This window comes from Micromonospora sediminimaris (genome assembly GCF_016863575.1).
Taxonomy (GTDB): domain Bacteria; phylum Actinomycetota; class Actinomycetes; order Mycobacteriales; family Micromonosporaceae; genus Micromonospora; species Micromonospora sediminimaris.
The window spans coordinates 102773-118948 of sequence record NZ_BOPD01000018.1; the positions used below are offsets into that span (position 1 = coordinate 102773).

General features: G+C 72.7%; 18 protein-coding genes. 3 read left to right on the plus strand and 15 right to left on the minus strand.

The features are described 5' to 3' along the window. Positions 1-24: 24 nt before the first annotated feature. Positions 25-789 (minus strand): crotonase/enoyl-CoA hydratase family protein, encoded by a 765-nt coding sequence (locus Vse01_RS15880; protein ID WP_093403865.1) that lies wholly within the window; start codon positions 787-789, stop codon positions 25-27. Positions 790-875: 86 nt separating this feature from the next. Between Vse01_RS15880 and Vse01_RS15885 the strand changes: the two genes are divergently transcribed. Beyond that, entirely contained in the window at positions 876-1727 is an 852-nt protein-coding gene (locus Vse01_RS15885) for a Rieske (2Fe-2S) protein (protein ID WP_093403867.1), read from the plus strand. 107 nt (positions 1728-1834) lie between these two features. Here the strand turns inward: Vse01_RS15885 and Vse01_RS15890 are convergent, their stop codons facing one another. From Vse01_RS15890 to Vse01_RS15945, 12 genes are all read right to left on the minus strand, one after another. Then, positions 1835-3001 (minus strand): LysM peptidoglycan-binding domain-containing protein, encoded by a 1167-nt coding sequence (locus tag Vse01_RS15890; RefSeq protein ID WP_093403868.1) that lies wholly within the window; start codon positions 2999-3001, stop codon positions 1835-1837. Between the two features lie 14 nt (positions 3002-3015). After that, positions 3016-3438, minus strand: a complete 423-nt coding sequence (locus tag Vse01_RS15895; protein ID WP_093403870.1) for a pilus assembly protein TadG-related protein — start codon at positions 3436-3438, stop codon at positions 3016-3018. Continuing rightward, the gene (locus Vse01_RS15900; RefSeq protein WP_093403871.1) at positions 3435-3899 is read right to left on the minus strand and encodes a TadE/TadG family type IV pilus assembly protein; all 465 of its coding nucleotides are present in this window, start codon (positions 3897-3899) and stop codon (positions 3435-3437) included. The genes Vse01_RS15895 and Vse01_RS15900 overlap by 4 nt, the downstream gene beginning before the upstream one ends. After that, positions 3884-4327, minus strand: a complete 444-nt coding sequence (locus Vse01_RS15905; RefSeq protein ID WP_093403873.1) for a TadE/TadG family type IV pilus assembly protein — start codon at positions 4325-4327, stop codon at positions 3884-3886. The genes Vse01_RS15900 and Vse01_RS15905 overlap by 16 nt, the downstream gene beginning before the upstream one ends. Before the next feature lie 3 nt (positions 4328-4330). Then, positions 4331-4534: a hypothetical protein gene (locus Vse01_RS15910; protein WP_093403874.1), complete on the minus strand. Its 204-nt coding sequence runs from the start codon at positions 4532-4534 to the stop codon at positions 4331-4333. 24 nt (positions 4535-4558) lie between these two features. Then, positions 4559-5422, minus strand: a complete 864-nt coding sequence (locus Vse01_RS15915) for a type II secretion system F family protein (RefSeq protein WP_093403876.1) — start codon at positions 5420-5422, stop codon at positions 4559-4561. After that, positions 5419-6321, minus strand: coding sequence for a type II secretion system F family protein (locus Vse01_RS15920; protein ID WP_093404177.1), 903 nt, complete (start codon positions 6319-6321; stop codon positions 5419-5421). Before Vse01_RS15920 ends, Vse01_RS15915 begins: the two co-directional genes overlap by 4 nt. 4 nt (positions 6322-6325) lie before the next feature. Next, positions 6326-7858, minus strand: a complete 1533-nt coding sequence (locus Vse01_RS15925; protein ID WP_093403877.1) for a TadA family conjugal transfer-associated ATPase — start codon at positions 7856-7858, stop codon at positions 6326-6328. After that, complete coding sequence (locus Vse01_RS15930) at positions 7848-8648, minus strand: CpaE/TadZ family protein (protein WP_093403879.1); 801 nt, start codon at positions 8646-8648, stop codon at positions 7848-7850. The genes Vse01_RS15925 and Vse01_RS15930 overlap by 11 nt, the downstream gene beginning before the upstream one ends. A 2-nt stretch (positions 8649-8650) precedes the next feature. Beyond that, on the minus strand, positions 8651-9313 hold the full coding sequence (locus Vse01_RS15935) for an SAF domain-containing protein (protein WP_093403880.1): 663 nt from the start codon (positions 9311-9313) through the stop codon (positions 8651-8653). Between the two features lie 119 nt (positions 9314-9432). Continuing rightward, positions 9433-10392: a hypothetical protein gene (locus Vse01_RS15940; RefSeq protein WP_373870677.1), complete on the minus strand. Its 960-nt coding sequence runs from the start codon at positions 10390-10392 to the stop codon at positions 9433-9435. Continuing rightward, entirely contained in the window at positions 10386-10955 is a 570-nt protein-coding gene (locus Vse01_RS15945) for a hypothetical protein (RefSeq protein ID WP_093403882.1), read from the minus strand. Before Vse01_RS15945 ends, Vse01_RS15940 begins: the two co-directional genes overlap by 7 nt. 583 nt (positions 10956-11538) lie before the next feature. Between Vse01_RS15945 and Vse01_RS15950 the strand changes: the two genes are divergently transcribed. Next, positions 11539-12336 (plus strand): prepilin peptidase, encoded by a 798-nt coding sequence (locus Vse01_RS15950; RefSeq protein ID WP_093404180.1) that lies wholly within the window; start codon positions 11539-11541, stop codon positions 12334-12336. A gap of 78 nt (positions 12337-12414) precedes the next feature. Beyond that, positions 12415-14793, plus strand: a complete 2379-nt coding sequence (locus Vse01_RS15955; protein WP_093403883.1) for a glycoside hydrolase family 65 protein — start codon at positions 12415-12417, stop codon at positions 14791-14793. Between the two features lie 12 nt (positions 14794-14805). Here the strand turns inward: Vse01_RS15955 and Vse01_RS15960 are convergent, their stop codons facing one another. Further along, on the minus strand, positions 14806-15291 hold the full coding sequence (locus Vse01_RS15960) for a DUF8243 domain-containing protein (protein WP_093403885.1): 486 nt from the start codon (positions 15289-15291) through the stop codon (positions 14806-14808). 146 nt (positions 15292-15437) lie between these two features. Then, on the minus strand, positions 15438-16142 hold the full coding sequence (locus tag Vse01_RS15965) for a DUF4386 domain-containing protein (protein WP_093403886.1): 705 nt from the start codon (positions 16140-16142) through the stop codon (positions 15438-15440). Positions 16143-16176: the final 34 nt, after the last annotated feature.

Genomic DNA, 16176 nt, shown 5'->3' on the forward strand with positions numbered 1-16176 from the left:
GCTACCCGCCGCAGGGTCGGCAGGTCAGGAGGCGGGGGTGCCGTGGCGGCCGGCGCCGGCGGTGAAGCGGGCGGCGCCGGCCGCCGCGTCGGTGGCGAGGGAATGCAGGCCGTAGGTCAGTTCGGTGGCCAGGGCATCGGGCTCGGGCTGGGCGGCGGCGGCAAGGACCGAGGCGCGGTCGTTGCGCAGGCAGGTCTGTGGGTGGCGGGCGATCTCGGCGGCCAACTGCTCGGCCGCCGCCCGGGACTCGCCCGGGCCGACCACGCGGTTGACCAACCCCATCGCGTACGCCTCCTCGGCGGGCACGGCACGCCCGGTGAGGATCAGGTCCATGGCCCGGCTCTCGCCGATGAGCCGGGGCAGCCGGACCGTCCCACCGTCGATCAGCGGCACTCCCCACCGTCGGCAGAAGACGCCCAGCACCGCGTCGGACTCGGCGATCCGCAGATCGCACCAGAGCGCCAGCTCCAGTCCGCCGGCCACCGCGTAACCGGAGATCGCGGCGATGACCGGCTTGCCCAGGACCATCCGCGTCGGACCCATCGGACCGTCGCCGTCCGGCTCGACCCGGTTGCCGCGCGGCGTACCGATCGCCGTCAGGTCGGCACCCGAGCAGAAAGTTCCTCCGGCGCCACAGAGCACCGCCACCGCCGCCGCCGGATCCGCGTCGAAAGCGCGGAACGCGTCAGCGAGCGCCCGGGCGGTCGGCCCGTCGACCGCGTTGCGGACCGCCGGCCGGTCCAGGATCACCGTGGTCACCGGCCCGTTCCGGGCCACCCGTACCGTCATCCCGTCAGCATGCCCCGGCGTCGCCCGGCTGGCTATTCGTCCCCGGCGACCGGTTTGCGGCCGCGTACGACGGGAAGTCGTTACTCGTGCGAGCGTTGTTGACGAAGATCGAGCAAGCCTCCGGCCTCGACCGGTTCGGTGACCGGTTGCAGCAGACCGTGCAGAGTGTGCTGCGCCCGCAGCGGGTCCGCGACCTGTTGCACGGGGTCTGGCTGGGCCACCCGTTGCACCCGGCGATGGTGCAGTTGCCGGTCGGCGCGTGGATCAGCGCGGCGGTGCTGGACCTGATGCCCGGTCAGCGGAGGGCGGCGACCACCCTGACCGCAGTCGGCACGCTGAGCGCCCTGCCGGCGGCGGTCGCCGGGCTCAACGACTGGGCGGGGCTCTCCCGTGACCAGCGTCGGGTCGGGTTGGTGCACGCCGCGTCGAACTCCGTCGGGCTGACGCTGTACGGCGCCTCGCTGGCCGCCCGTCTCTCCGGCCGGCACGGACTCGGGCGCACCCTCGGGTGGCTTGGCCTCAGCGCCGCAGGTGCCGGGGCGTATCTCGGCGGGCACCTGGCGTACAAGCAGGGTGCCCAGGTGAACGTGAGCGTCTCCGACCTGCATCTGATCAGCGACGGCTGGCACCCGGTCGCGGAGATGACCAGCCTGCCGCAGCGGGAACTCGTCACCCGCAAGCTCGACGACGTATCGGTGATCCTCTACCGGCACGGCGACGACGTGACAGTCATGTTGGAGCGTTGCCCGCACCAGAGCGGCCCGCTCGGCGAGGGCGAGGTACAAGAGATCGATGGGCACGCGTGCGTGGTGTGCCCGTGGCACGGCAGCACCTTCCGGCTCAACGGCGGTGAGGTGGTGCACGGCCCCTCCCCGAACGACCAGCAGATCCTGCCGACCCGGATAGTCGACGGCCGCCTGGAGGCCCGGCTGCCCTGACCCGGGAGCCGACCGACCGGATGTGTGGCAGTGACGGTGGTCAGTGGTCGGCGTGTCGGCCACTTCGACTGCCACACATCACGGACGTGGGGTGCGGCTGCGAGGTGTCAGTCTTTGCGGTGTCGGCCGATGGGCAACTCGCGGGGAAGGGTGACGGGCGGCTGGTGGCGGGTGCCGGTGCGGGACATGGCCGGTCGGCGGCGCAGGCCGAGCACCGCGCCGATCTGCGCGCCGACGATGCTGGCCACGGCCAGCACGGCGGAGACAGCTAGCGGACGGTTCACCCGATCGGGTTCGCCGGCCCGGGCCGCGCCCACTGTCACCACCGGTGCCTGCTCCTGGGGCGTCTCGGCCGGCTCCGGTTGCCGCCCTTCGGGACTGGCCGGTGTGGTGGTGGCCGATGCCGGTCGCTTGGTCGGGTCACCGGGTAGTTCCGCCGCCTCACCGGGCCGTTCCACCGAGTCGCCCGGATTGGCCGGTGCCGGCCGGGTCGGCTCGGTGCGCTCCGGCCCGGGGGTGGGACGGGGCTTCGGTGCGACGAGCCGGCCGGTGGCGTGTGGCCGGGCACCCTGGTCACGCGCCTCCTCGGGAAGTTTGATGAGCTGGCCGGGGCGGATCCGGTCCGGGTCACGCAGCTTGTTGAGCGCGGCCAGCCGGTGGTAGTCGTCGAAGTCGTCGAGGTACCGGTCGGCGACCCCACCCAGGTAGTCGCCCTTGGCGACCCGGTAGACCTGTGCGTCGGCGGGGGCACCGAGCCGATCCGCCCGCACGGCTTCCGCTGGCCCGGTGGTCGCCGGTGCCGCCATCGCGGGAGCCGGAGTGAACGCGACGGCGGTTGCCGGGCCCCCGCCGTATGCCGTCGCGCCGTACGCCGTGGTGGCGGCCGTGGCGGCGGGGCTGGCGGCGAGGATCAGCGCTACCGACCCGACCAGCGCGGCGGCGGCCCGCTGCTGCCGGCCCATGCCGGGCAGCCGGGGTGCGGGCCGGTCCAGTGCCTGTGCGCCCAGCTCCACGAGCACCGACAGGGCGAAGGTGGCCCAGCCGAACCAGCCGGCGACGGCCAGCGCCCGCAGGAAGAGTTGCCCGTCGTCGCGGCTGGTAAGCGTGGTGCCGATCTCCGCGAGCGTGGGTACGTGGTCGGGGAGCGGGTTGCCGGCGAAGGCCAGCAGCGCGATCGGCCCGCCGACCAGCAGACCGATCAGCACGACCAGCGCACCGAAACCGGTGAGCACCCGACCGACCCGCCGTACGGCGGTGCCACCCGATGCGGCCATGGCTACCTTCCTTCCTAGGACCCGGTAAGCGCCCGCGCGGTCGCCTCACCGGAGACGGTGACGGTGTCTGAGAAGCCGAACAGGCCGAGCGCCGCCCGGTCGTAGGTGACCTGGACGCGTACCCGGATCAGGGTCTCGCCGTCGACCACCGGGAAGGTCACGGTGTGATCGCTGGCCCCGGCGGTGGCGAGGTAGCTCCGGACGGCGCGGCAAGCCTCGCGTCGGTTGATCCGCTTGGGTCCGCCCTCAATGGCGGTGGCCCGGTCGATGGCCTGGCCGCCCGCGCGGGCCGCCTCGGCGGCCAGATTCTCGGCGCGTTGCAGTGTCCGCAGCTGACCTGCGCCGTCGAACGCCATGCCGATGATGGCCAGCACCCCGATCATGGCCACGGCCAGGAAGATGCTCACCCGACCGGCGTCGCCCCGCCCGGCCGTCATCCCCGGCTCCGGTAGCGGTCCAGCGGCGAGGTGAACGACGCGGTGATTCGTTGTCCGTCCGGCATCGTCAGCGCCGGCAGTTTGATGTCCGAGTAGGAGACGGTGCAGGCGATCTCGACCGTGACCGTGGCGTTCTGCCCGAGGTCGCTGCTGAAGGCACGGTTGAAGGAGGTCGACCGTCCGTCGACCGCGCCGCGGAAGGTCACCTGAGGGGCCCCCGAGCAGGACACCCCCCGCCAGTCGAGCTGGCGGCGGGCCGCCTCCCGGGCCTCCCGGCGGGCGGTGGCGGCGTCCCGGGAGATCGACGCCGCCCGGGCCGCGTCGTGCGCGGCCGCCTCCAGCGCCGCGCTGGCCACCGCGGTACGCCCGGCGACCCCGCCCAGCACCATCATCGCCACGAAGGCCGGCGCCAGCACCGCCACCTCGATCGAGACGGAACCCCGGCTCATGGCTCGGTCCATCGTTCCACCGTCCCGTGTGCCGTCTGCCGGACGGCGAAGCTGACGCCCGGCACCACCGACAGGGCCTTGCCGGTCACCGTGCAGTTCACGTCGGTGTCCGTGGCGGCGCAGCTGGGCCCCGGGTCGTCCCAGTCGACCAGCCAGTCCCCGGCGGCCTGGAGGAACTCGGCCGCACGCTCCTCCCCGGCACCCGTTGGGGCGTCGTAGAGCCGAGCCGCGTTGACGCCGCTCTGCGCGGCGTTGAGCGCGGTCGACCGGGCGACGAACACGACGGCGACCTGGATCGAGGCGAACAGCATCACCAGGATCGCCGGCAGGGCCACCGCCAGCTCGACCGGATTGCCGCCCCGCTCGGCGTCCCCGGGCAGCAGACGGTGCCGGGTGGCGGCGACCACCCGGCACCAGCCGGCGGTGAGGCGACGGGACATCGATCAGTCGGCCGTCGGGTCCTGGTGGGCCGGGATGTTGTCCATCCAGTCGTTTGCCGCACCGAGGGCGGCGGCGGTCACCGCCATCGCCACGGCCACCAGACCAAAGATGATGACGGCGGTGGGCACCGGGCTGTCGCCACGGTCGCCGCGCAGTTCGGCCAGCCGCGCTCGCAGCGCGACGTGCAGGTAGGTGATTACGGACATCGGGGCTCCTTCACTCGGGTCGGCCTAGAGGCGGGCCAGGAACGGGTAGATGGCGAAGCCGAGCAGGACAAAGACCAGCAGCGCGCCGGGGATGTCGAGCCGGCTGGTCACCCCCTCGGCCCGGGCCAGGTTGTCGGTGCGGATCTGATCGCGCAGCGAGTCGGCCCGGCTGCGCAGGGTCTCGTGCACCTGCGCGCCCTCGCTGCCGGAGGAGCGCATGATCGCGCCGACATCGCCCAGCTCCGGGATGCCGATCCGGTCAGCGAGATCGCGTAGCTCGTCCCAGGGCGAGTGCATCTGCATCTGGGCCATCCGCAGCGCCTCGGAGATCCGGTCGAAGACCCAGCCCTCGCAGATCGCGGCGGCCCGCTCCAGCGACTGCACCGGACCGTGCGCCGCGGACAGTTGCAACGCGACCAGGTCGAGGTAGGTGCAGACCGCCTGACGGAACTCGTCCCGCGCGGTGTCGGCCCTGGTCAGCACCGACCGGTGGGCCACAAGCGCGCAGAGCAGCGCCAGGCCGAGGCTGCCCAGGACCGGTACGGCCAGCGGCAGCGAGACGCCGACGGTGAAGAGGGTGACGCTGAGCAGCGCCGGAGCGGAGAGTCCGATCAGGGCGGACAACAGCAGGGAGAGGGCGTACTGCTCGGGGGTGCGGTCGAGCAGGGCCAGTTGCCGGTGTGGGGGTCGCAGCCAGCGGGCCATCCCGGTGAGCCAGTCCAGCCGCCGGTCGGCGGGCCCGGTGCGGGCGCTTCCCGGCGGTTGGTGCAGCCGGCGTAGTGCCGGGCCGAGCGCGGGAGTCGCCGGGACCAGCTCACGGACCACCAGGAACACGCCCAGGCCGAGCGTGGCACCGGCCACCACCGCGAGGGTGAGGTGCAGGTTCACGCCACCACCTCGCTCGGGTCGGGTGCCGGCAGGAAACGGGCCGGTCGGGGCGGCTGGCTCATCGACCGCACCCAGGCCAGCAGCGCCACAAAGGCCGCACCGAGCACCGCCATCACCACCTGCCCGAACGGGGTGTCGTACGGCTGCACGTACTCGCGGTTGAGCAGCCCGTACGCGATGGTGGCCAGCGTCATCCCGGTGAGGAAGCGGACCGCGAACCGGGGCTGGGTGCGCTTGGCCTCGATCTCCCGGCGGGTCGCGACCTCCGCGGCGGCGGCCGAGGCGATCGAGCCGAGCACGTCGCCGAGGCGCTCACCCCGGTCGGTGAGGTGCAGGATCAACGCGGCCACCACCTGGTCGCAGACCGGGTCGCCGATCTCGTCGGCGAAGGCAAGCAGGGCGGAGCGGGCCAGCCAACCGGCCTGGAGCCGGGCGGCGAGCAGGCGTACCTCCTCCTGGATCTCCTCCGGTGCGGTGGTGACCGTACCGATGATCGCCTGCTGGAGCCCCTGCCCGGTGGCGGAGACGTCCTTGAGCCGGCGGGTCCACTCGCCGACCGCCTCGATCCGGGCGATGGCCCGTTGCTCGGCCCGCCCGACCGAGAACAACCACGGGGTGCCCGGCACCGCCACCGCCACCAGCAGGCCCACCACGGGCAGGCCGGTCAGCAGGAACGCCAGCGCACCGGCGACCACCGCGCCGATCAGCAGCGCCTGGTGCGCTTGCTGCTCCCGGGCCGTGGTGCCGGAGCCGCGCCAGAGTCGCCCGAGCCCGGGGCCGGCTCCGGGTGCCCGGCCGGGCGGCCGGCGGGTGCCGACGAGCGCGACGACCGCCAGCACCAGGCCGGCCACGCAGGCCGCCCCCGAGACCAGGGCGATCAGCTCGATGTTCGTACGCACCGGCTCACCGCCGACCGAGTCGGGTCTGCCGGGGCCGACGCCAGGCACCCTGGCCGGCTTCGATCCAGCGGCTCAGCAACCGGGCGTCGTAGCCCACCCGCAGCAACTGGTCCCGGACCCGTTCCGGCAGGTGTCGAGGGACCGCCCGGCCGTCCGGGCCGGGACCGAAGACCTGCGTGGTGGTGATCCGGCTGCTCTCACCGACGCCCAGTACCTCCTCGACGTGCGAGACGAAGCGGTGCTTGCGCCCGCCGATGCCGGTCTCGTCGTCGACGGTGACGTAGACGATCAGGTCGAGCGCATTGCCGGCCATCCGGCGGGCCTGGTCGACCGTCATCTCGCGGCCGTGGGCGAGCGCCAACTCGATGATCCGCTCGCTCACCCCGGCCGGGGTTCGCGCGTGGATCGTGCACATCGATCCCCGGCTGGTGGTCATCGCCTGGAGCATCGGCACGATCTCCCGGGACCGCACCTCACCGACGATGATCCGCAGCACGCCCATCCGCAGCGAGACCGGGATCAGGTCGGCGATGCTCACCTCCCCGGCCGGTCGACCGTCCGGCCCGCGTTCGCCGTGCCCCTCCCGGGCCTCGAAGCTCATCACCGCCCGGTGGCGATCGCCGCGGCGGGCCGGTAGCAGCTCCCGACTCTCCTCCAGCAGCACGTACGGTTCGTCCGGCGGGATCTCGCTCATCATCGCCCGGATCACGGTGGTCTTACCGGCGCCGGCCAGCCCGGCGACCATGATGTTCAACCCGGCCCGCATCGATGCCCGGAGGAAGTCGCGCAGCAGCGGGTCGATCATTTCGTCCAGGTCGCCCCGGCCACCGGCCAGGTCGTCCAGGGTCACGTCGAGGGTGTTGTGCTTGCGGATCACCGCGTACGGGCGGTGACTGACCAGGAACACCGCGGCCAGTCGGCTGCCGTCCGGAAGTTGCAGGTCCAGGGTGGGCTTCGAAGTGGACAGGGAGCGTTCCGTGGCGCCGGCCCGGCGGGCCGCCGCCTGGAGTATCTCCACCAACTCGTCGTCGCTGTCCGCGATCGGGTCGGCCCAGTCGACCCCACCACCGTGCCGGGTGATCCGCACCTGGTCACAGCCGAGGATGTGCACCTCCTCGATGGTGTCGTCGACAAGCAGGGTCTGAAGTCGACCGAGGCCGGCCAGTTCGGCGGTCACCTGGTCGAGCAGCAGCCGCTCCTCGCCCGCGGCCATCGGCGTGCCGGCGCGGCGCACCGCGTCGGCGTACTCGGCGACCAGCTCGACCGCGAGCCGGGCGCGCTCGGTGTCCTCCTCGGCGACACTGAACTCGCGGCCACGCTGCCAGCGGGTGAGCCGCTCGCTGAGCTGCCGGCGCAGCTCGCGCACCACCTGGAAATCCACCCGTGGCCGGGGCGGCGGCGCCGCTGGTGGTGTCGCGACTGGCACCGACCCGTTCGGTGGTTGGTGCCAACCGTTGACCGGGGGCAGCGGCGGGGCGGTGGAGGTGGCGCCCGGTGGTTGCCGGCGCGGGTCGGACGAGACCGGTTCAAATCGCATCCGGCACTCCCTGGGAGACGGGCCACGCCAGCCGGGCCCGCCGCCGTTCCAGCAGCGCGCCGATCGGCACCTCCAGCTCGCGGGCCGCCCGCAACAGCGGTCGGGTGGCCCGCACGGTCCCGCCCAGACTCAACACCTCGGCGGTACGCGGATCGTGCGGCAGCCGGGCGATCACCGGCAGCTGAAGGGCCTTGCTGACCTCGCTTCTGCCGTGGCCGCCGCCGATCAACAGCAGGCGCAGGGTGCCCGACGGCACCCGATGCTCGGCGAAGTCCCGCTCGATGGCCTGGAGCATGGCCCGGGTGCCGGACAGGTCGGGCAGCTGCGCCCGACTTACCACCAGCACCACCGAGGCGGCGCGCAGCAGCGGCCAGGGCGGACCGAGGACGTGCAACCGGCCACAGTCGACAAGCACGTCGTACGGTGGGTCGCCGCGCTCCAACCCGGTGAAGAAGTCCGCGAACCGCTGCCAGAGCGGCGTGACGCTGCCGGCCTGGGCCGGGTCGACCACGCCCGGCAGCAGCAGCCGTTCCCGGCGCGGCGCGTCCAGGTCGACCAGCTGCGACCAGAATGCGCTCTCCAGACTGCCGTCGCGCAGCTCGCCGACGGCCAGCTCACCGATGCCGCGCGGCCCGTCGAGCGCCCCACCGAGATAGCCGGCGAGGACGGAGCCGCCGGCCGGGTCGCATTCGGCGAGGATCAGCCGCCGGTGCCAGCTCAACGCACAGGCCAGCGCGGTGGTGGTGACCCCCGGCGAACCCTTGGCCGAGACCAGCGCGATGATCGCCATGCTCAGGCCGCCTTGGTCAGTACGACCGCGATCCGATCCTGGGCAGCCAGTGCCACCACGGCCGGTACGTCCCGGACAGCGAGCGCCAGGTAGACGACAACCTCGTCCCGTCCGTCGGTGGAGACGGCGTCGGTGACGGTCGCGGTGAACCGGGTGGCACCGGACGACGAACCTCCGCCGCTGTCGTTGCTCGGCGTGCTGACCAGCAGTATCTGGTCACCGGGGCGCAGCTTCGGCGCCGGCACCTGGGCCGCGCGCAGCCCGAGAGCGAGCTGCTGCTGCCCGGGGCCGAGCAGTGGTTCGTCGGTGAGCTGGGCCATCGTCAGCAGGGAACCCGGGGCCAGCGAGACGGCGGCGCGCATCCCGATCACGTCGGCGAGCCGGGAGGCGGGCACCGGTTCGAGTCCCTGCCCGCCGGCCACCTGCACCGAGATCAGGTCGTCGGCGCGGAGCACGCTGCCCACCTCGACCGCCCGGGCCACCGCCAGGTAGCTGCCGGTCGCCCGGACCGAGGTCACCGCGAACGCCGAACCGAGGCCGCCGAGGGCGATCAGCAGGACGGCGAGGCCGAGCAGCCCGGGCCGGACCCGGCGTTGGCGGACCACCCGGGGAGGGGCGACCGGCGCATCCACCGGAGTGTTTCCGTTGCGGGTCGCCACGCTCATCGGGTCACACCTTTCGTTCGCGACTGCGGGGCTCGCAGGACCGGCTCACTCCTCGCGCTCACGGACCTCACCTTTCGTTCGCGACTGCGGGGCTCGCAGGACCGGCTCACTCCTCACGCTCACCGGGTCACCACCTGAAGCTCGTTGATCTGGATGACGATCGGGCCCGTGGTGCGGGTGACACCGCCGATGCTCCCGCTGTCGCCGCCGTTGCTGGTCCACGTCACCGACCAGTGCGTGGTCGCCCGGACGGTGTACGTCCCGGCCTCGGCGTAGCCGTCGTGGTAGCCGCAGTCGGGGGAGCGTCGTCCGGCGTGCGGGCCCCGGCGTTCGTACTCAGTACCGGCGTCGGCGCAGGTGACGGTGTCGCCGTTGCCCATGTCCCAGACAACCCGGTTCACCTTGGCCCGAATCGTCACCTCGAGGCCTCGGTCCTCGGCGGTGGCGCTCTGTGGGCCGAATTGCTCGCGACCCCATTCGGCCCACATCCAGACCGGCAGACCGACCAGCCCGGGGCCGATGGACTTGCGGGGCGCGACCGACGCGCGGGGCGCGCGCAGGGTGATCGAGGCGAACGCCCGACGGGCCAGTTCCTCCGGGTCCGGCGGAGCGCCGAAGCCCTGCGGCGGCGCGTCCAGCAGCACTGTCCGCTGGTCACCGACCGCCCCGCCGTAGCAGGTACGCACGTACCACTGCTGGCCCTCGGGCGCCTCCGGCTGCGGCTCGGCCAGCTTGTAGTAGCAGCCGTCGCCGCTGTTGAACCAGCCGAGCACGTCGTCGTAGCAGGGGATGGTGCGGCCCTCCCACTGGCAGACGCCGCCACCGCCCCCACCGCCGTTGTCGCCGCCGCTGCCGTTGTCCCCACCGTTGCCGCCGCCACCTGGGGTACCCGGGTCGTCGTCCCAGACGTTGCAGTTCGGTTGGGCCGGCGGGCATTCGGCACCGGGGTCGGCGGCGGTCGCCGGAACCGCGCCAGCGGTCGCCAGCAGCACCGCCAACGCGCCGCCGAGCAGAGTCCGCCGGACGGCACCGGTACGCGGGGCGGCCGGGCGGCGGCGGTAGGTCAGCCCGGTCAGCACGGCTGGTCCTGGTGGGCCGCGCCGGTGCTGATCCGCCAGCGACCGTCGGGATAACGGGTCGCGGTGGCGGTGGCCAGGTGGCGGGAGCCTCGGGTGCCCGGTACGACCTTGTCGTCGGCGACGTAGATCAGCCGGTAGTTGCTGGCGTCGACGCAGTCCTGGATCTCCACTGTGGGGGGTGTGGCGTCCAGGTCCATCGAGATGACGGTGGGCCCTTCGGAGCGAAGCGTGCCGGCGCTCACCGCGCCGTTCTGGCGGGCCTGCCGCAGGCTGAACCGGACCCTGGTCAGCAGCGGGTCCGCGAGGAACCGGGTCAGCGCCGGCTCCTGTGGGTCGCTGCGCCGGCTCGCCGTGCGGGACGCCGAGAGGTAGCCGGAGTAGGCCGCCAGCGCCGCCTTCTCCGCAGCCGTCTCCTCGGCGGCCCGCTCGGCGCCGGCTGGTCTGTGCCGTTCGGGTGTCGCGGTGGTGGACGTCTCCTGGGTGTTGCCGCAGGCGGTGCTCGTGCCGACCGTGGCCACCGCGACCAGGCCGGCCGTCCAGCGGCTCAGCTGCCGTGCTCGCACCTCGTGCCCTCCTCGGTGCCGACCGGCGGACGTCGAATCAGCGTCGCCGGGCGTGCGGCGGCGCGATCGGACGGATCTTTCCGGCCCTGTTTCGTGCCCAGCCGCATTTGCTCTTGTGGATCTCCTGCTAACGCATTGGCCTGGCTGCTCGTCGGTAACGGACGTGGGTTGCGTCACATCCAAGGGGCGAGCATAGGCTGACGCTGGCCGATGCAACAGAGGCAATTCATTCGAACACTCTGAGTTATGAATGGTGGTGGCGCCGCATGGTTACCGGTAGATTGCCGGCGTTGATCGACCCGGGGTGCGGCTCGGGCGGGTGCGGGTGGCGAAGCGGACGATCCCACCGCCGGGTGGGCGGCCCACCGGCTGGTCGCAATAGGGCGGGAAATGGCAATCGGTCCGATCCGTCCCCGGCAAAAAAGGGGCCAACTGGCCGCCAGTTGCGATCTATGGGAATTCCATCTGCCCGTTCCGGGCATCTGAGCCGACGGCGGCGCGGCGGCGCGGCGGACGGCGTCGGACATTCGGACCGCCACCCGAACCGACCGGGCACACTACCCTCCGTGAAGGGGTGGTCGAGATGACCCGGCAACCTGCTCCGCCGGTGCCCCGGGCGGCCGCGCCGGATGATCCATCACCCGGGCACATCACCCGGTCGTGGCCGCGCGCCTCGGCTCTGCTGACGATCACCCCACTGCTCCGGTACGCCGTCGCCCGGCACGCCGTACCCCCGGGAACCGTCTGCCGGACCGGCTGCGACGCCTGTGGCGCGCCGATCGGCCCGCACCGCCCCTGGCCGGCGCTCGGCCCGACCGCCCGCTGCGGCGGCTGCGGCGCCCGGGTCGGTGCCCCGCCGGCCACCGTCGAACTGGCCGCGCTGGCCGCCCTGGCCGCGCTGCTGCTGACCCGCCCACCCGCCGTCGAGGTGGCCGCCGCCGGCTGGTGGTTGGCCTTCGCGGTGCCGTTGATCTTCATCGACGTCGCGGTGCACCGGCTGCCGAACCGACTGACCTGGCCGGCCGCCGTCGGCACCTGGCTGCTGCTCGGGCTGGCCGCGCTGACCGGGGCCGGTGCGACACCATGGCTGCGTGCCGTCGCCGCCGGGCTCGGGCTGGCCCTCTTCTTCGCCACCACCACCCTGTTGCTCGGTACGCGAGGCTTCGGCATCGGCGACGCCAAGCTCGCGCTGAGCGCGGGTGCCCTCCTCGGCTGGTACGGCTGGAGTGTGCCGGTGCTCGGGCTGCTGCTCGCGCTGACCCTGTCCGGACTCGTCGCCCTGGGCCTGCTGGTGAGCCGTCGGGCCCGTTGGTCGAGCCACCTGCCGTTCGGGCCGTACCTGGTGCTCGGCACGCTCGGCGCGTTGCTGCTGGTGTGGTGAACGACGCTGCTGGTGTGGTGAACCGGGCGGTGGGGAATTGTCAGCTCGCAGGGACCGGCGGAGAGTCCTGGAGGTACTGTGCACCCCACCCCTGACCAGCGAACGGACGAGCCGCAGCCCGACGAGCGGTGGCGGATCCGGCGGACCTGGGACGACCTGGACCGGCTCGGCGAGACCGAGTCGGTCTTCGCGTTGAGCAACGGATGGCTGGGCTGGCGCGGCACCCTCGACGAGGGCTTGCCGGTCGACATGCCGGGCAGCTACCTCAACGGGCTGCACGAACGACGTGAGCTGAACTACCCCGAGAACGGCTACGCCTTCCCGCAGCTCAGCGACACCGTGATCAGCCCGCCGAACGCCACGTTGGTGCGGCTCTGGGTCGGTGACGAGCCGCTGGACCTGCGCACCGGCACGGTGCTCGCCCACGAGCAGGTGCTCGACCTGCGGGCCGGGGTGATCGAACGGCTCACCGAATGGATCTCGCCGGCCGGCTACGGGGTGCGGGTACGCAGCACCCGGCTGGTGTCGCTGTCCCGCCGCCGGGTCGCCGCTGTCGACTGGACGGTGGAACCCCTGGACGGACCGGTCGACCTGCGGATCTGCGCGGACCTGCTGGCCAATGAGCATGTCCCCGAGCGGGCCGACGACCCCCGGGCCGCCTCGCTGATCCAGGATCCGCTGACCGCCGAACTGCACCGCGTCGACGGTGCCGACGCGCTGTTGGTGCACCGTACCGAGCGCAGCGAGCAGCGGGTCGCCGTCGCGGTCGCCCATCGATCGGCGGCGCCGGCACACGTGACCACCGATGCCGACGCCACCCCGGATCGGATCCGGGTGACTCTCGCCGGGCCGCTGCGAGCCGGCGAGCGGGTGCGGCTGACCAAGTTCGCGGCGTACGAGTGGGCGCCCGTTGCGGACTCGTCCGTCGACGAACTGGGGGCGCAGGTGACGGCCGAGGCGGACGCGGCGCGTACGGTCGGCTTCGACGACCTGCTCGCCGAGCAGCGGACTGCCCTGGACGACGCCTGGCGTACCGCCGACGTGCTGCTCGACGGCGACGACGAGTTGCAGCTGGCGATCCGGTTCGCCATGTTCCACCTGATCCAGGCGGGCCGCTCGGACGGCGACCGGACCATCCCCGCCAAGGGGCTGACCGGCAACGGTTACGACGGGCACGTGCTCTGGGACACCGAGGGTTACGTGCTGCCGGTGCTTACCTACATCGCGCCGGCCGTGGCCCGGTCGGCGTTGCGCTGGCGGCACGCGCACCTGCCGCAGGCGTACGACCGGGCGGCGAAACTGCGGCTCACCGGCGCCACCTTCCCCTGGCGGACCATCAGCGGCCGGGAGTGTTCCGGCTACTGGCCGGCCGGCACCGCCGCGCTGCACGTGAACGCCGACATCGCCGACGCGGTCCTGCGCTACGTCGGTGCCACCGGCGACGAGGATTTCCTGACCGGCCCCGGGCTGGACCTGCTGGTCGCCACGGCTAGGTTGTGGCACGGTTTCGGGCACTTCACCGACGACGGCAGCTTCCACATCGTCGGTGTCACCGGCCCGGACGAGTACGCCGCCCTTGTCGACGACAACCTGTTCACCAACCTGATGGCGCGGCGGAACCTGCGCGGCGCGGCCGACGCCGTCGAGCGGCACCCGGAGGCGGCCGGCCGGCTGGGCGTGGACCCGGCCGAGGTGGCGGGTTGGCGGGCCGCCGCCGAGGCGATGACCTTGCCGTACGACCCCAAGCGCGGAGTGCACCAGCAGGCGGCCGGGTTCACCGACCGGCCGGAGTGGAACTTCGCCGACACCGGCGACGACGACTATCCGCTGCTGCTGCACTTTCCCTACCTGGAGCTGTACCGGCACCAGGTGGTCAAGCAGGCCGATCTGGTGCTGGCGATGCTGCGCTGCCCGGGCGAGTTCACCGCCGAGGAGAAGGCCGCCAACTTCGCCTACTACGAGGCGCGGACGGTGCGGGACTCGTCGCTGTCCGCCGCGCCGCAGGGGGTGCTCGCCGCCGAGCTGGGCCACCTCGATTTGGCGTACGACCTGTTCGCCGAGTCGGTGCTCCAGGACCTGGAGGATCTCGGCGACAAGACGGGCGACGGGCTGCACCTGGCCTCGCTGGGCGGGGCCTGGCTGGCGCTGGTGCAGGGCTTCGGTGGCCTGCGCGACGACCGGGAACTGTTGTCGTTCGACCCGCGGCTGCCCGACCGGATCGACCGCCTCGCGTTCAGCCTGCTCTGGCACGGCCACCGGCTGCACGTCACGCTGACCGCCGACGAGGCCCGCTACGAACTGCCGGACGCCGACGCTGACGTGGCGATCGAGCTGTGGCATCACGGCGAGCGGCTGCGGGTGGCCGCCGACCATCCGACCACCCGACCCATGCCCCCGCTACCCGATCTCGGCCCCGAACCACCCTCGCCACCCGGCCGTCGCCCGGCCCGCCGCTGACCGCATGGGTTGTCAGTGGACCGGCTCACCCAGGTCACCGTGGACCGGGCCGCCGGACATCCGCTGCCGCACGGCCGCCAGATCCTCGAAGGCGTACGCCCAGTTGTGGCACTTGAAGCTGCGCAGTCCCTCGATCGGTGACCGGCAGTCGGCGCAGCGTACGCCGGGTATGGCGGCGGGCAGGCCGGTGTTGACGTAGCGGCGGTCACCGAGGATCACCGTCGCGATCATCATCGGGTCGTGCACGCCCTTCAGGGCCGAGGCGACGATGTCGTACCAGGTGATCCGACGACCGCACTTCGGGCAGTCCGGCTGGTCGCCGCTGACCCACAGGGGCGCGCCGATGGTCCGGGGCGGCATGTTGAGCAGCTTCTCAATCCGCCGTACGTCGGCCTCCGGAGTGGTCCAGCGGTGCCGGCCGGGCAGTGCGGCAGGCGAGTCGTAGACGGCTTGGAACAGGGCGGGGTCGACCTCGACGGTCTCGCGTTCGCTGGTCATCGGCGTCCTCCGGACTTCTCGGCGCCCCCACCGTGGTCACCGGTGGGTGGCGGGCACAACCGGATCAACGACACGGCGGGACGGCCGGCCCCGGTTGGGGCGTACCCGGGTGGGAGCACGACCCCGAACCGGGCCGGCCGAGACGGTCAGGCTGGCGAGGCGGCGAGCGGCGTCGTTCGCGGCGTCTCGGTGAGTGCCCGCTTCCGGACGCCGAAGACGACCAGGTAGCCGAGAATCCAGAGTTCGCCGACGGTGGCGGGGACCACCAGCAGGTCGCCGACGATCCCGGCGCCGGGGGCGAGGTACCCGACGAACGTCATCAGCACGTAGCCCACACCACCGGCGACGAGGATCCAGCCGAGGGCCCGGGGCAGCCAACCCGAACGCAGCACGCACCAGCCCATCGGCATCAGCCAGAGGCCGAAGAAGAGTCCGCCCACCGCCCACAGGTTCTCGCTGACGAGGTACAGCAGCTGGACCGTGTCGGCGGCCCCACCGGCCTCGCCGGTGGCCACCGCGACCGCGGTCCCGAGCATGGCGGCGCTGCCGAGGATGGCAACGGCGTTGACTATGCCGAAGGCGGCGATGCTGCCGGCGGCGGTGCGGTTGACGGTATGGAACAGCCGGTAGAACCAGACGGCGGCCAGCGTCTGGGTGAGGACGACGAGCAGTTCGAACGCCACTCCGAGGCGCGCCAGTGACTCGTTGGCGACCAGGTTGGCGAGGGTCGCGTCGGCGTCACCGGACTCGAAGATCATGGGTCGGATGGTGAGGAAGCCCAGTGCGCCGGCGATGCCGAGCCCAAGGTAGAAAAGCCCGGTCGTCCGGGCGGTGCGGATCAGCGGATGCATGGTGGCTCCTTTGGTTGCGGCAGCTCTGGTGGCG

Excerpts from the sequence above, each read along its gene's own strand:
- Vse01_RS15880 (WP_093403865.1), bottom strand. The coding sequence starts at position 789 with ATGACGGTACGGGTGGCCCGGAACGGGCCGGTGACCACGGTGATCCTG.
- Vse01_RS15890 (WP_093403868.1), bottom strand. The coding sequence starts at position 3,001 with ATGGCCGCATCGGGTGGCACCGCCGTACGGCGGGTCGGTCGGGTGCTC.
- Vse01_RS15895 (WP_093403870.1), bottom strand. The coding sequence starts at position 3,438 with ATGACGGCCGGGCGGGGCGACGCCGGTCGGGTGAGCATCTTCCTGGCC.
- Vse01_RS15900 (WP_093403871.1), bottom strand. The coding sequence starts at position 3,899 with ATGGACCGAGCCATGAGCCGGGGTTCCGTCTCGATCGAGGTGGCGGTG.
- Vse01_RS15905 (WP_093403873.1), bottom strand. The coding sequence starts at position 4,327 with ATGTCCCGTCGCCTCACCGCCGGCTGGTGCCGGGTGGTCGCCGCCACC.
- Vse01_RS15910 (WP_093403874.1), bottom strand. The coding sequence starts at position 4,534 with ATGTCCGTAATCACCTACCTGCACGTCGCGCTGCGAGCGCGGCTGGCC.
- Vse01_RS15925 (WP_093403877.1), bottom strand. The coding sequence starts at position 7,858 with ATGCGATTTGAACCGGTCTCGTCCGACCCGCGCCGGCAACCACCGGGC.
- Vse01_RS15930 (WP_093403879.1), bottom strand. The coding sequence starts at position 8,648 with ATGGCGATCATCGCGCTGGTCTCGGCCAAGGGTTCGCCGGGGGTCACC.
- Vse01_RS15935 (WP_093403880.1), bottom strand. The coding sequence starts at position 9,313 with ATGAGCGTGGCGACCCGCAACGGAAACACTCCGGTGGATGCGCCGGTC.
- Vse01_RS15950 (WP_093404180.1), top strand. The coding sequence starts at position 11,539 with ATGACCCGGCAACCTGCTCCGCCGGTGCCCCGGGCGGCCGCGCCGGAT.
- Vse01_RS15960 (WP_093403885.1), bottom strand. The coding sequence starts at position 15,291 with ATGACCAGCGAACGCGAGACCGTCGAGGTCGACCCCGCCCTGTTCCAA.
- Vse01_RS15965 (WP_093403886.1), bottom strand. The coding sequence starts at position 16,142 with ATGCATCCGCTGATCCGCACCGCCCGGACGACCGGGCTTTTCTACCTT.